Source organism: Roseateles koreensis (assembly GCF_028595305.1).
GTDB classification, from domain to species: domain Bacteria; phylum Pseudomonadota; class Gammaproteobacteria; order Burkholderiales; family Burkholderiaceae_C; genus Paucibacter_A; species Paucibacter_A koreensis.
The window spans coordinates 90,088-103,593 of the sequence record NZ_JAQQXS010000001.1; the positions used below are offsets into that span (position 1 = coordinate 90,088).

The 13,506-nt window shown below is 63.2% G+C and carries 11 protein-coding genes; 9 read left to right on the plus strand and 2 right to left on the minus strand.

Features of this window, described 5'->3' with window-relative positions; all coding sequences use genetic code 11:
- Window positions 1-89: 89 nt before the first annotated feature.
- The 4 genes from odhB to PRZ01_RS00380 all read left to right on the plus strand — a co-directional run bounded on the left by odhB (window position 90) and on the right by PRZ01_RS00380 (window position 4,865).
- A complete protein-coding gene (odhB, locus tag PRZ01_RS00365) occupies window positions 90-1,337 on the plus strand; it encodes a 2-oxoglutarate dehydrogenase complex dihydrolipoyllysine-residue succinyltransferase (protein WP_273594769.1) in 1,248 nt (415 codons plus the stop codon).
- Window positions 1,338-1,488: 151 nt separating this feature from the next.
- Complete coding sequence (gene lpdA / locus PRZ01_RS00370) at window positions 1,489-2,910, plus strand: dihydrolipoyl dehydrogenase (protein WP_273594770.1); 1,422 nt, start codon at window positions 1,489-1,491, stop codon at window positions 2,908-2,910.
- Between the two features lie 76 nt (window positions 2,911-2,986).
- On the plus strand, window positions 2,987-4,087 hold the full coding sequence (zapE, locus tag PRZ01_RS00375; protein WP_273594771.1) for a cell division protein ZapE: 1,101 nt from the start codon (window positions 2,987-2,989) through the stop codon (window positions 4,085-4,087).
- Window positions 4,088-4,100: 13 nt separating this feature from the next.
- Entirely contained in the window at window positions 4,101-4,865 is a 765-nt protein-coding gene (locus PRZ01_RS00380) for a hypothetical protein (RefSeq protein WP_273594772.1), read from the plus strand.
- Window positions 4,866-4,873: 8 nt separating this feature from the next.
- Here PRZ01_RS00380 and PRZ01_RS00385 read toward each other — a convergent pair whose 3' ends face one another.
- Window positions 4,874-5,641 (minus strand): PP2C family protein-serine/threonine phosphatase, encoded by a 768-nt coding sequence (locus PRZ01_RS00385; protein ID WP_273594773.1) that lies wholly within the window; start codon window positions 5,639-5,641, stop codon window positions 4,874-4,876.
- A 111-nt stretch (window positions 5,642-5,752) separates the two neighbouring features.
- Here PRZ01_RS00385 and PRZ01_RS00390 point away from each other — a divergent pair, with 111 nt between their 5' ends.
- Window positions 5,753-5,980, plus strand: coding sequence for a YdcH family protein (locus PRZ01_RS00390; protein ID WP_273594774.1), 228 nt, complete (start codon window positions 5,753-5,755; stop codon window positions 5,978-5,980).
- Complete coding sequence (locus tag PRZ01_RS00395; RefSeq protein ID WP_273594775.1) at window positions 5,958-8,012, plus strand: ATP-dependent DNA helicase; 2,055 nt, start codon at window positions 5,958-5,960, stop codon at window positions 8,010-8,012. Before PRZ01_RS00390 ends, PRZ01_RS00395 begins: the two co-directional genes overlap by 23 nt.
- A gap of 85 nt (window positions 8,013-8,097) precedes the next feature.
- On the opposite strand, the gene PRZ01_RS00400 is transcribed toward PRZ01_RS00395, so the two are convergent.
- Entirely contained in the window at window positions 8,098-8,868 is a 771-nt protein-coding gene (locus PRZ01_RS00400) for an outer membrane protein assembly factor BamD (protein WP_273595035.1), read from the minus strand.
- Between the two features lie 176 nt (window positions 8,869-9,044).
- On the opposite strand from PRZ01_RS00400, the gene PRZ01_RS00405 reads away from it, so the two are divergent.
- From PRZ01_RS00405 to PRZ01_RS00415, 3 genes are all read left to right on the plus strand, one after another.
- Window positions 9,045-10,073 (plus strand): RluA family pseudouridine synthase, encoded by a 1,029-nt coding sequence (locus PRZ01_RS00405; protein WP_273594776.1) that lies wholly within the window; start codon window positions 9,045-9,047, stop codon window positions 10,071-10,073.
- Window positions 10,074-10,343: 270 nt separating this feature from the next.
- On the plus strand, window positions 10,344-11,147 hold the full coding sequence (gene scpB, locus PRZ01_RS00410) for an SMC-Scp complex subunit ScpB (RefSeq protein ID WP_273594777.1): 804 nt from the start codon (window positions 10,344-10,346) through the stop codon (window positions 11,145-11,147).
- Window positions 11,144-13,444, plus strand: coding sequence for a pseudouridine synthase (locus PRZ01_RS00415; protein WP_273594778.1), 2,301 nt, complete (start codon window positions 11,144-11,146; stop codon window positions 13,442-13,444). Before scpB ends, PRZ01_RS00415 begins: the two co-directional genes overlap by 4 nt.
- Window positions 13,445-13,506: the final 62 nt, after the last annotated feature.

Sequence of the window (13,506 nt, forward strand, 5' to 3'; positions counted from 1 at the left end):
CCGCAGCAGGTGCTGCGGCCTGACTCGGTTCGCTTGAGCGGCAGAAACCCGCCGCTCGCTCCACCGGAATACCGAAAGAACAACACATCATGGCAATCGTTGAAGTCAAAGTCCCCCAACTGTCTGAATCCGTCGCCGAAGGCACGCTGCTGAACTGGAAGAAGAAGCCCGGCGAAACCGTGGCCATCGACGAAATCCTGGTCGAAATCGAAACCGACAAGGTGGTGCTGGAAGTGCCCGCACCCAGCGCCGGCGTGATGGCCCAGATCGTCAAGAATGATGGCGAGAGCGTGGTCAGTGAAGAAGTCATCGCCCGCATCGACAGCGAAGGCCAAGCGCAAGTCAGCCCGCTGGCTGTCACGCAGATCGTCACCAACGCGCCCGCTGCTCCGGCAGCCGCAGCTTCTGCCAGCAAGAGCGATGTCGCCATGCCCGCCGCCGCCAAGTTGCTGGCCGAGAAGGGCCTGACCACCGCCGATGTGGCCGGTACGGGCAAAGATGGCCGCGTCACCAAGGGTGATGTGCTGGCCGCAGGTGCCAAGCCCGCCGTGGCTGCACCGGTTGCCGTTGCTGCCGCCCCGTCGGTTGCCAAGCCGCTGCCCGCCGTGGCCGCACCGGCTGCGATGAACCTGGGCGACCGCCCTGAGCAGCGCGTGCCCATGACCCGTCTGCGCGCCCGCGTGGCCGAGCGTCTGCTGCAATCGCAAGCCACCAACGCCATCCTGACCACCTTCAACGAGGTGAACATGGCGCCGGTGATGGAGATGCGCAAGAAGTTCCAGGAAAAGTTCGAGAAAGAGCACGGCGTCAAGCTGGGCTTCATGAGCTTCTTCGTCAAGGCCGCCGTCGCCGCGCTCAAGAAGTACCCGGTGCTGAACGCCTCGGTGGATGGCAATGACATCGTCTACCACGGCTATTTTGACATCGGTATCGCTGTGGGTTCGCCACGTGGCCTGGTGGTGCCCATCATCCGCAATGCTGATCAGCTGAGCTTTGCCGATATCGAGAAAAAGATTGCCGAATTTGGCCAAAAGGCCAAGGAAGGCAAGATCTCGCTGGACGATCTGACCGGCGGCACCTTCTCCATCTCCAATGGCGGCACCTTCGGCTCCATGCTGTCGACCCCCATCATCAACCCGCCGCAATCGGCCATCTTGGGCGTGCATGCCACCAAGGACCGTGCTGTGGTTGAGAACGGCCAAGTGGTGGTGCGCCCGATCAACTATCTGGCCATGTCTTATGACCACCGCATCATCGACGGCCGCGAAGCCGTGCTGGGCCTGGTCACCATGAAGGAAGCGTTGGAAGATCCATCACGCCTGTTGTTTGATATTTAAACGGCTACCGCGCGACCTCATGGCGGCGTTGCGGGTCCCGTCCTCGGCATCCTGACGTAGCGCCGCTACGTTGCGGTGCCTCGGCACCCGCGCCTTGCCCTGAGGACGCTCGCTACGCCTTGGCGTTGGCGCAAAAAATTCAGGAATACCTATGAGCACAAAACAATTTGACGTCGTCGTGATCGGCGGCGGCCCTGGCGGCTACATCGCCGCCATCCGTGCGGCCCAGCTGGGTTTCAATGCGGCTTGCATCGACGAGTGGAAAAACGAAAAGGGCGGCCCCGCACCGGGCGGCACCTGCACCAACGTCGGCTGCATTCCTTCCAAGGCCTTGCTGCAATCGTCGGAGCACTTCGAGCACGCCAATCACCACTTTGCCGACCACGGCATCTCGGCTGACAACATCAAGATGGATGTCGCCAAGATGATTGCGCGCAAAGACACCGTTGTGAAGCAGAACAACGACGGCATCCTCTACTTGTTCAAAAAGAACAAGGTGAGTTTTTTCCACGGCCGGGGCTCCTTCGTTGCAGCCAAGGACGGCTTGTACGAGATCAAGGCTGGTGAGGAAGTCATTCTGGCCAAGCATGTGATCCTGGCCACCGGCTCCAACGCTCGCCAATTGCCTGGTGCGGCCTTCGACGAAGTGAACATCCTGTCCAACGATGGCGCGCTGCGCATCGGCGCCGTGCCCAAGAAACTGGGCGTGATCGGCTCCGGCGTGATCGGCCTGGAAATGGGCTCGGTGTGGCGTCGCCTGGGCGCCGAAGTCACGGTGCTGGAAGGTCTGCCGACCTTCCTTGGCGCGGTTGACGAATCCGTCGCCAAGGAAGCCGCCAAGCTGTTCAAAAAGCAAGGCCTCAACATTGAGTTGGGCGTCAAGATCGGCGAGGTCAAGTCCGACAAGAAGGGCGTGACAGTGGCCTACACCGACGCCAAGGGCGCGGCGCAGACCCTGGCCGTGGACAAGCTGATCATCTCCATCGGCCGCGTGCCCAACACCATTGGCCTGAATGCCGAAGCCGTGGGGCTGAAACTGGACGAGCGTGGCGCCATCGAGGTGGATGGCGACTGCAAGACCAACCTGACCAATGTCTGGGCGGTAGGCGATGTGGTGCGCGGCCCCATGCTGGCGCACAAGGCGGAAGAAGAAGGCGTGGCCGTGGCGGAGCGCATTGCCGGCCAGCACGGGCATGTCAACTTCAACACCATCCCTTGGGTGATCTACACCAGCCCTGAAATCGCCTGGGTCGGCCGCACCGAGCAGCAGCTCAAGGCGGACGGCGTGGCCTATAAGGCGGGGCAGTTCCCCTTCCTGGCCAACGGTCGTGCGCGTGCGTTGGGTGACACCAATGGCTTCGTCAAGTTCTTGGCCGACGCCAAAACTGACGAGATCCTGGGTGTGCACATCATCGGCCCGATGGCTTCGGAGTTGATTTCCGAGGCCGTGGTGGCGATGGAGTTCAAGGCCTCGGCCGAAGACATCGCCCGTATCTGCCACGCGCACCCGAGCTTGAGCGAAGCGACCAAGGAAGCGGCCCTTGCCGTGGACAAGCGCACGCTGAATTTCTGATTCAGGCGTTGCCACGACGCTGAGGCGTTGAACCAAAAAGGGCGGCCGGTGTCGCCCTTTTTCTTTGGATGAGGTCATGACGTCAGTTACCGAGCTCTACGAGCTAACTCTCAAAGAACGCGGCTACACGGCCGACCCCGCGCAACTGCGGGCCGTGGCCGCATTGCAGCGTTGCCAGGATGAATGGGCCGACTACAAGGCGCGCCGCAGCAATGCCGTCACCAAGCTGTTGCGCCACCCGCCTTTGCCGCGTGGTGTCTACATGTTTGGCGGAGTCGGGCGGGGTAAGAGCTTTTTGATGGATTGCTTTTTCCAGGCCGTGCCGCTGACGCGTAAGACACGCCTGCACTTCCATGAGTTCATGCGCGAGGTGCACCGCGAGTTGCAAGAGCTCAAGGGCATCGCCGATCCGCTGGACGAGTTGGGCAAGCGCATCGCCAAGCGTTTTCGTCTGATCTGTTTTGACGAATTCCATGTGGCCGACGTGACCGATGCGATGATCCTGCATCGCCTGCTGGACGCGCTGTTCAAATACCGTGTCTCCATCGTCACTACCTCCAACTTTCACCCCGATGGCCTGTATCCCAATGGCTTGCACCGCGATCGCATCCTGCCCGCAATTGCCTTGCTGAAGGAGAAGCTGGAGGTCATCAATGTGGACAATGGGTTCGACTACCGGCGCCGCACTCTGGACCATGTCGAGCTGTACCACCAGCCCTTGGGCGAAGCCGCGGATGTGGCGCTGAGCACCGCGTTTGATGCCCTTGCCGAGGCCAAGGACGAAGACCCGCTGCTGCACATCGAGCACCGTGAACTCCGTGCGCGCCGCCGTGCCGGTGGCGTGGTGTGGTTCGACTTCAATGTCTTGTGCGGCGGGCCAAGGTCGCAGAACGATTACCTGGAATTGGCCAGCCGCTTTCACACCCTGCTGCTGTCGAATGTGCCTGAGATGCCGCCCCGCCTGTCCAGCGAGGCGCGGCGCTTCACCTGGCTGATTGACGTGCTGTACGACCGTCGTGTCAAGCTGGTGATCTCAGCTGCGGTGGCGGCTGAGGCCCTCTATACCGAGGGGCCCTTGTCGCATGAATTCCCGCGCACTGTCTCACGGCTTCAGGAGATGCAGTCGTCTGAATATCTCGCGCTCGAACGGCGCGATGTCGACACCTCGCTCACTTGATGAGGCTCACGCGATGTATTTGACCCTTCAACGTAGCGGCGTTCGGCAAGGTGCAGGCCGCTGGCTGGCTTTGGCGGTCTGGATGAGTGCCACCAGCAGTTGGGCAGCAGACAGCTTGGGTGCTGAAACTGAGTCCGCCGCGTTGAAGCGTCAGCGCAACGAGATCGAGGCCCGTTTCGCCACCGAAAGCCAAGCCTGCGAAACACATTTTGTGGTGACCTCCTGCCTGGATGATGCCCGCAAGCGCCGTGAAACGGCCATCCGCCCCCTGCTGGATCGGGAAGAGACCCTGGCCACCGCAGAGCGCAAAGCCAAGGCGCTGGCCCAGCGCGAGGCGGTGCTGCAGCGGCAACGCGACTTTGCCACGCAAGAGGGCGAGCGCCGCACCGAGTCCTTGCGCGCGCCGCCGCCAGTGGCCAGCCCGCCCTTGCGTGAACTGCGCGGCCCCCGGGAGGCCACGCAAGACCTGCGGGCTCGGGACGAGGCCAAGGCCACTGAATCGGCGCAGCGGCAACAAGAGGCGCAAGCCCGGGCGCTACAAACTCAGCAGCGTCAGCAGGCCATGCAGGCGCATGAGGCACAGGTGCGTGCGCGCAATGCAGAGCGTTTAAAAAAACTGAGCGACAAGCCGTTAACAGGCAAGCTGCCGATTCCCAGCCCTGCCGAGCTGGCTGCGGCGAGCCGGAGCGGCGCGCCTTCCGCTGCTACCGCAGGCACAGGCGCTTCTTCTGCGCCCGCCACCACCCCATCAGGCGGAGCGGGCCCGGCCAAGCGTTGAGACCGGTGTCAGCTCAGGGCCTGGACGCGCACGATGGCCAGCGACAAATTGTCGCCACTGCCCCGGGCGCGCTGGCGGGCCTTGTCGATCAAGGCCTCTGCGGCTTCGCGCGGCGGGAGTTCTGACAGCGTTCGCCCCATCTCGGTCGGGGTGAAGTAGTGCCAAAGCCCGTCGCTGCAGCACATCAGCGTGTCGCCAATCTCCAGATGATCCACCCGGCCCAGGCTGGCAACCGGCTCGGCCACCGTGCCCAGGCAGGCGGTCAGCAGATTGGATTGTGGGTGGCTTTGCGCTTCTTTTTCACTCAGTTGGCCTTCGTCGACCAAGCGCTGCACATAGGAGTGATCCAGGGTGCGCTTGACCATCTCAGCGCCGCGAAACAGGTAAATGCGCGAATCGCCTGAATGCACCCAATAGCAGCGGCGGTCGATGTCAATCAAAAAGGCGGCCACCGTGCTGTGGGGTTCTTCCTCCGCCGACAGCGCCGTCAGCTTGATCATCAAGTGTGCTTCTGAGACCAATTGCTGGAGCAATTCTTCCGCGGACTCTTCGCCCGGCACAAAGCGTTCAAACAATTGCTGGGCGGTCAGCAGCACTTGGTCCGCAGCCTTTCGGCCGCCGCTTTTGCCTCCCATGCCATCGGCCACCACGGCCAGCAGGCAGCCGCTGTAGCGGGGATGGTTCAAGACCTCAACCTGATCTTGTTGATAGGTTCTGTCACCGCGATGGGTGCCCGTGGCGGCAGCCAGGCGAAAGCCGGAGGGGATGCGAGTCATGCGCAAAACTATAATCCCTCGGCCTGGGTGTACTGTGCTTGTTTGCGCGGTTTCTGCCCGATACTTCCCGGTTTGGTCGACCGTCTGAGAGTGCGTGCCCGCGCCAATGTCATGGATGAACAACTGCATTCGCTGTCGCGCCGCCTGATCGAACTGCGCATGGAGCACGCTGACCTTGATCTCATGATCGATCGGCTGACACTGGACCGCGAGCGTGCCGAAAGCCTGGGCCAACCCATCGACGAGTTGAGTCTGCGCCGCCTGAAAAAGCGCCGACTGGTGCTGCGTGATCTGATCGCCAAGCTTGAGCTGGAAAATGACCCCGACGAATTGGCCTGACACGGCATTGGCTGACTGCGACATCCCCACACCCGACGCGGACCCTGGCCCCAGCGAGCTTGAGCAATGGGTGGCCGCCGCCTTTGATTTGGGCGGGCCGATTTCACGGGCCGATCCCGGCTACGCGCCGCGCGAACAGCAGTTGGCGATGAGTCAGGCGGTGGCGCGTGCCATCGCCCGCCGGGAAACACTGGTGGTTGAGGCCGGGACAGGCGTGGGCAAAACATTCGCCTATCTCGTGCCGGCCTTGCTGTCGGGCGGGCGGGCCTTGATCAGCACGGCCACCAAGAATCTGCAGGATCAGTTGTTCATGCGGGATCTGCCCCGTCTGTGCCAGGCCCTGCAGACGCCGGCGCGCATCGCCTTGTTGAAAGGGCGCGGCAGTTACCTGTGTTTGCACCGCCTGGGCCATGCCCGCCACAGCGACGAACTGCCGGATCGCCGCGCGGTGCTTGCCTTGTCGCGCGTCGAGCGTTGGGCGCTGCAAACGCGCAGCGGTGATTTGGCCGAGATGGAGGGTCTGGATGAACGCTCACCCGTGATTCCGCTCGTCACCTCAACGCGTGAAAACTGCCTCGGTTCAGACTGCCCCGAGTACCGCGATTGCCATGTGGTGAAGGCTCGCCGCGAGGCCATGGAGGCGGACATCGTGGTGGTCAATCACCATCTGTTTTTTGCGGACATGACGCTGCGTGATACGGGTGTGGCCGAGTTGCTGCCCAGTGTTGAGCTGGCGGTGTTTGACGAAGCGCATCAGTTGGCAGAGGCTGGCGTGCAGTTTCTCGGTACGCTGCTGGGAACGTCGCAATTGCTGGACTTTGGCCGTGATGTCCTGGGCCTGGGCCTGGCGCAAGCACGTGGCCTGCAAGACTGGCAAGGCCTGCAAGCGCGGTTGGAGCGTGCCGCCCGTGAGTTGCGCTTGGCTTGCGCCGGGCCACTCGCCAGCGGCGGGCGCGAGGTGCGCGGCATGCTCAAGCTGGCCTGGAAAGAGCGCGCCGGGCGGCCCGAATTTACCCAGGCCCTGGACGAAGTGACGGAGGTGGCGCAACTGGCCATCGACATGCTAGGCACCGTGGCCGAAACTTCCCCGGATTTTGTTCGCCTGCATGAGCGGGCGCAGCAACTGCGCAAACTGGCGCAAGTCTTCGCCAGCGAACCCGACGCTGCCGATGTGCGCTGGATCGACTTGAGCCCCCATCAGGCCCGGTTGGTGGAGTCGCCCCTGGACATTCGCGAGGCCATGCAAGAGCAACTCGGCGCCGCGCCCAAGGCCTGGGTCTTCACGTCTGCCACCTTGGGTGACGATGATCGATTGACTTGGTTCACCGAGCCTGCCGGGCTGGACGAAGCCCGGGTCTTGCGCGTGGGCAGCCCGTTCAACTATGCGGAGAACGCGCGCTTGTACATCCCCCGTGCGTTTCCCAAGCCCAATGAGCCTGATCACCCGCAAGAAGTGGCGGCCCTGGCTGCTCGTTGCGCACGCGCCCTGGGCGGGCGCACTTTTGTGCTGACAACGACCTTGCGCGCGCTGCAGAGCATTGGCGACGACCTGCGGTGGCATTTTGAGCAAAACGGCGACGACATCATGGTGTTGCAGCAAGGGGCCGCGCCCAAGCGCTTGCTGTTGCAACAGTTTCTCGAGCATCCACAGGCGGTGCTGGTGGGGTCGGCCAGTTTTTGGGAGGGCATCGACGTGCCCGGCGACAAACTGCAATGTGTGCTGATCGACAAATTGCCCTTTCCGCCGCCCAACGACCCCTTGGTGGAGGCGCGGGTGCAGCGCCTCGAGGCCTCGGGCCGGAATGCCTTTGCCCACTATTTCATCGCCGAGGCGGCCATTGCGCTGAAGCAAGGCGGCGGCCGCCTGATTCGCACAGAGCAGGACCGAGGCTTGCTGGTCGTGTGCGATCCCCGCATGGCGGGCATGAACTATGGCCGCCGCCTGCGTGCGGCCTTACCCCCGATGACCCGCTTGGCCGAGGAGGCTGAAGCGCTGGATTGGCTGGAACTGCTGGCCGCAGAACGGGCCTGACACGGCACCAGAAACGACAAAGGCGCGCCGGATGGACGCGCCTTTTGTTTGGGATCTGCGGCTGACGCTCAGTATCCGCCTGGCATCACCAGAACTGCCACCAAGCCTTTTTATTGGCCAGATCTGGGTTCAGGTACACGCTGTTGGGAAAGCTCTTGGCCAGCACGCGTTCGGCGTCGTCGCGCAGCGGCAGCAGATTCAGCTTCTCATAGCTCTTCACCATGATCTGCAGCGCGTGCTCGGCCGCTGGTGCGTTTTGGAACTCTTGCACGGTTTGCTGGGCACGATTGGCCGCCGCCACGTACGCGCCGCGCTCGTAGTAATAGCGCGCCACATGCACTTCGTAATTGGCCAAGGTGTTGGTGATGAAATCAACCCGAAGCCGGGCATCCGCCGCGTATTTGGAGTCGGGGTACTGCTCAACCACTTGGCGGAACGACAACAAGGCATCGCGGGAAGCTTGCTGATCACGTTCGGAAATATCTTGCGCAGCAAGGCGGCCGAACAGGCCCAGGTCTTCGTTGAAGTTGACCAAGCCGCGCATGTACAGCGCGTAGTCCATGGCAGGGCTGGACGGGTTGAGCTTGATGAAACGGTCCAGCGTCGTGACGGCTTGCGCACGCTCGCCACTCTTGTGGTAGGCCCAGGCCAAATCGAGCTGGGCTTGCTGGCCCATCAAAGTACCCGCAGCACGGCCTTCGATCTTTTCCAGGCTCTTGATGGCGCGGTCATAACCGCCCGCCTGCAGGTCGTCTTTCGCCTCTGCGTACAATTTGTCCAGATTGGCTTGCGAGTTAGGGTCTTCTTTGGGGCTTGAGCCGCAGGCCGCCAGGGCAAGCGCTGAAGCACCGATCAGCCAAGTCGCGGCATTGCGCGAGCGCGCTGCAAGAGACACGCGCGCCGCTTGGCCCGGGTGGTACTTCACACATTTTTCTATCATGATCCCTACAGGGCGGTGCCGTGCACCCCCTCAGCTGAAGACGGAGCTTTCATTATATGGTTCAGGCCTTGCCTGCAGGATCAAGCGCGGCCATGCCGAGTGACGATGGCGATTGGGACATGGACGCAGACACCGCGTCCTCGGTGGACGGAGCCGATGCCGGCGACGTTGCCGATGCGGTGGAGGTGCGCGAGTCGCTGGTGACGGCTGAATGGCATGCCCAACGCCTGGACCGATGGATGGTGCAACTGGCGCCGGAGTTCTCGCGCAACCATTTGCAGGGTTTGATCGAGCGCGGTTGCGTGTCGATCAACGGCGTGCCGGCGAACAGTGCGTCGAAAAAGCTGCTGGCCGGGCAGTCGGTGCGTGTGGAGTTGCAGCCTACCGAAGAAAGCCGGGCCTTTCGCGCCGAGCCTTTGCCACTCAATATCGTTTATGAGGATGCGCACCTGCTCGTGCTCAACAAGGTGGCGGGCATGGTGGTGCACCCGGCCTCGGGCAATTGGTCGGGGACGGTGATGAATGGCTTGCTGGCGCATCACCCCGCCGCCGCCACGCTGCCGCGCGCAGGCATCGTGCATCGGCTGGACAAGGACACCAGCGGATTGATGATGGTGGGCAAAAGCTCTGAGGCTGTGACGGCCTTGACCCGCATGATCGCCGCCCGCGAGGTGCACCGCGAATATGTGGCGCTGGCCTATGGCCGGGTGCCTGAGCAGATGGTGATCGACGCGCCTTTGCGGCGCGACTTGATTTCACGCATCAAGATGGCGGTCCTGGCGACCGGCAAACCTTCGCGCACTGACGTTTACTTGCTGGGCGTGGGGGAGGTGGGCGTGCGCAGTGTGTCTGCCGTCCATTGCGTGCTGCACAGCGGGCGCACCCATCAGATCCGGGTGCATCTGGCCTACAAGGGGCATCCTTTGGTCTCGGATGCCCTTTATGGCGGCGTGCCGGCGCTGGGCTTGACCCGGCAGGCTTTGCACGCAACCCGGCTGAGTTTCGCGCACCCGGTGACGGGGCTGGCCTTGCAATTTGATGCGTCTTTGCCACAGGATTTGGCATCTGCCTGGGCTTTGTTGGGTTTGCCTGAATTTCAATTGCCCCCAGTCAGCTTTTGAGCGCGCTACAATGCAGGGTGTTGGGTGCCGATGATTGCGCATCCAACCTGCTGTGCGAGCTGAGACGGTTGCCGAGGGCTGACTTCACCCGGAGTCGACATCTGCAGGCCGCACGAGATTTGCACAAAGCCCCGCCCTTCGGACTTCTATCCTGACGCTGCAGCGTGCTGGCTCATCAAAGCCAGGCGCCAAAGTGAATGCGCCATTGATTGAAGCCTGGGCCAGGATCGCAAACCCCCCCGTTTGAATCGGGAAAGATGACGAAAGTCAATGAACACACAGGATGCTAAGCGCGTCCTTGAGACCGCGCTGATTTGCGCCCAGCAGCCTTTGACCCTGCGCGAGTTGCGCAGCTTGTTCGCGGACGCCGTAGGGCCGGACACCTTGCGCAGCGTCTTGGATGAGCTCAGTCGAGACTGGGAGGGTCGCGGCGTTGAGCTGGTGGCGGTGTCCTCGGGCTGGCGCTTTCAAAGCCGGCCTGAGTTGCGCGAGTATCTTGACCGCTTGCATCCCGAGAAGCCGCAGCGTTACTCCCGGGCGGTGATGGAGACCCTGGCCATCATTGCCTACCGCCAGCCGGTGACGCGGGGCGATATTGAAGATATACGTGGAGTGGTGGTGTCCACGCAAATCGTCAAGCAACTCGAAGACCGGGGTTGGATTGATGTGATTGGCTACCGCGAAGCCCCGGGCCGGCCCGCCCTGTACGCCACGACCCGGCAGTTTTTGGACGATCTTGGCCTGAACAGCCTGGAGCAGTTGCCCGAGCTGGGGGTGGCGGGCGCCACACCTTTGCAGGCTTTGAGCGATGCCGCTGGCCTGCAGGGCGTGTTGATTGAAGACGAAGCGGCTGCGGCGCAAAACAGCGCCGAGCCTGTAGAAGTTGATGTTTCGACCGGCCATCCCGTGGTGGCCCAAATTTCCGAGTCGGTGCCTGCACCGGCTTTTCATTCCAGCCTGGATTCAGACCCTGAATCCATTTCAGCGCCAGTCCTTCGTGATGTGGGCGCGTCCCCTCCGGCGACGCCGGACCCTTTGTCTGACGCCGCCGAAAAGGTGCAAACCGACGCATGAACTCCAACGATAACGATATTTCCGCTGAATCCCCCGCCGCTGGCGCAGCTTCGACGCCCGCTGAAACGGCTGCGCCCAAGCGCAAGCGCAGCCCAGCCAAGCCCAAGGTGCTTGAGGGTGGGGCAGAAGTTGCAGCGCCTGTGGAGGCTGAAGCCGCTGCGCCGGCCAAGCCCCGCGCGCCTCGCAAGACCGCCGCTAAGAAGGTTGAAGACCTTGCCTTGCCGGTAGCTGTTGCTGCCGAAGTTGCCGCCGTCGTGGCTGCCGCGGGAGAAAGCGCGGGCGAAGGTGAGTTGTTGGCGCCCAAGCGCCGCGCCCCCCGCAAAACTGCGGCCAAGGTGCAGGGCGAGCTTGCGGCTGCTGAAGTTGCTGCGGTGCAAGCTGCACCGATTGAAGTTTCAGCCCCTGCCGAGCAAGCGGTAGATTCGGCTGAGCGCGTGAAGCCTGCTGGCCGACCCGCCCGAGCGCCGCGAGCGCCTGTGTTCACGCTGGCGCCAGAAGAAAACACGGCGGCTGCTTTGCTGCCCGGTGCTGATGTCCAGGATGCCGCTCCGCGCGCTGATGTGGCTGAATCCGGTGCATCTGCTGACTCTGCGGGTACCGCTGGGTTCGCTGAAGGTGGCGAGGCCGCTGAGGGCAACGAGCGCCGCAGCCGCAGCCGCAATCGGCGCCGTGGACGCAAAGATTTTGTTGAAGGCGAAGAGGGCGCGCAGCGTCCCGCACGCGTGGTGGAAACCGTGGCGCCAGCCCCTGAAGTCCTGGCCGCCGTGGGCGAGCGTTTTGCTGAGGTGTTGACGGGCGACTTTGACGCCGCGGTGGATGGCGAAGCCGAGGCCGATGTGGCCGATGCCAGTGACGGCACCGACATCGACAACAAGCGCGTGCTGGCTCCTGAGCCGGACGCGCCCAAGCTGCAAAAGGTGCTGGCCCAGGCTGGTATCGGCTCGCGCCGCGACATTGAAGACATGATCGCCGACGGCAAGATCGAGGTGAATGGCGAGGTGGCTCATATTGGGCAACGCATCTCGTTTGGTGACAACGTTCGTGTGGCCGGCAAGCCGATTCGCGTGCGCATTTCACCGCCAACCCCGCGCATCCTGGCCTACCACAAGCCTGCCGGCGAAGTGGTGACCTTCAACGACCCGGAAGGCCGCCCGACCGTGTTTCGCCACCTGCCGCGTCTGCAGCAGGGCAAATGGCAGTCGGTGGGCCGCCTGGATATGAATACCGAAGGTCTGCTGCTGTTCACCAACTCCGGCGAGTTGGCCAATCAGTTGATGCACCCGCGTTTTGGCGTCGAGCGTGAGTACGCCGTGCGCGTGCTGGGTACCTTGACCCCCGATCAGAAAGCTCGCCTCCTTGAGGGCGTGGTGATCGAGGGCCAGAAAGCCGGTTTCAAGAGCATTGAAGACGGCGGCGGAGAAGGGGTGAATCACTGGTACCGCGTGGTGATCACGGAAGGCCGCAATCGCGAAGTGCGCAAGCTGTTTGAAGCGGTGGGCCTGGTGGTCAGTCGCCTTATTCGCATCCGCTACGGCACCGTGGTGTTGCCGCGTGGTTTGAAGCGTTGTGTGTGGATCGAGTTGGGCGAAGATGATGTTCGCACCATCCGTCGTTTGGCGGGTGGGCCGCAGCAGGCGCGCCAGGACCGTGGCGACCGTGGTGGTGAGCGTGCCGAGCGTGGTGGTGAGCGTGCCGAGCGTGGTGGTGAGCGCGCTGAGCGTGGTGGTGAGCGCGCCGAGCGCCCACAGCGCGGCAATGACCGCAATGCGGATCGCAACGCCGATCGCGGCGGTGATCGCAACAACCGTGGGCGCCGCGCCGACGGTCGCATCGCGGGCCCAGGCCCACGGCCGAGCCGTCCGCAGGAGCGCCCCGAGCGCCCTGAACGCGTCGATCGCATGGAACGCCCGCAAGATCGCCCGGCGGACCGTGGCCCGGATCGCCAGGACGACGATTTCGACGAACCGATCCCGCGCAACATCAATCCGTTGGAGCAGACTTTTGATCGTCGCTTTGCCACCAGCAAGGGGCGCGGCATTCCGGCTGGCTTCGGTGCCGGCGGCAGCGCGGCCGATCGGGGTGGCAATGGCGGCAACCGCAATGCCCGGGGTGGCGGTGGCGGCAAGGGTGATGGCCCGCGTCAGCCGGACCCCATGCAAACCTCGGTGGGCTACATCGGCGCCGATGCTTTTGTGCGGCGCGGCAACCGCGGCGGTGGCCGTGGCGGTCAAGGTGGGCAGGGCGGTGGCGGTGGTGGCGGTCGCTCCGGCGGCGGCTACGGTGGCCGCAGTCGCTGAGTCTCAACTGAGTTGCAACTGAGTTATTGCTGAACTGCAACTGAACTGCAACTGAATTGCAA

What these genes read in the sequence shown, in the direction of transcription:
- lpdA (WP_273594770.1), top strand. Translation starts at nt 1,489, where the DNA reads ATGAGCACAAAACAATTTGACGTCGTCGTGATCGGCGGCGGCCCTGGC.
- PRZ01_RS00390 (WP_273594774.1), top strand. Translation starts at nt 5,753, where the DNA reads ATGGATGAACAACTGCATTCGCTGTCGCGCCGCCTGATCGAACTGCGC.
- odhB (WP_273594769.1), top strand. Translation starts at nt 90, where the DNA reads ATGGCAATCGTTGAAGTCAAAGTCCCCCAACTGTCTGAATCCGTCGCC.
- PRZ01_RS00415 (WP_273594778.1), top strand. Translation starts at nt 11,144, where the DNA reads ATGAACTCCAACGATAACGATATTTCCGCTGAATCCCCCGCCGCTGGC.
- scpB (WP_273594777.1), top strand. Translation starts at nt 10,344, where the DNA reads ATGAACACACAGGATGCTAAGCGCGTCCTTGAGACCGCGCTGATTTGC.
- PRZ01_RS00395 (WP_273594775.1), top strand. Translation starts at nt 5,958, where the DNA reads ATGACCCCGACGAATTGGCCTGACACGGCATTGGCTGACTGCGACATC.
- zapE (WP_273594771.1), top strand. Translation starts at nt 2,987, where the DNA reads ATGACGTCAGTTACCGAGCTCTACGAGCTAACTCTCAAAGAACGCGGC.
- PRZ01_RS00385 (WP_273594773.1), bottom strand. Translation starts at nt 5,641, where the DNA reads ATGACTCGCATCCCCTCCGGCTTTCGCCTGGCTGCCGCCACGGGCACC.
- PRZ01_RS00405 (WP_273594776.1), top strand. Translation starts at nt 9,045, where the DNA reads ATGCCGAGTGACGATGGCGATTGGGACATGGACGCAGACACCGCGTCC.
- PRZ01_RS00380 (WP_273594772.1), top strand. Translation starts at nt 4,101, where the DNA reads ATGTATTTGACCCTTCAACGTAGCGGCGTTCGGCAAGGTGCAGGCCGC.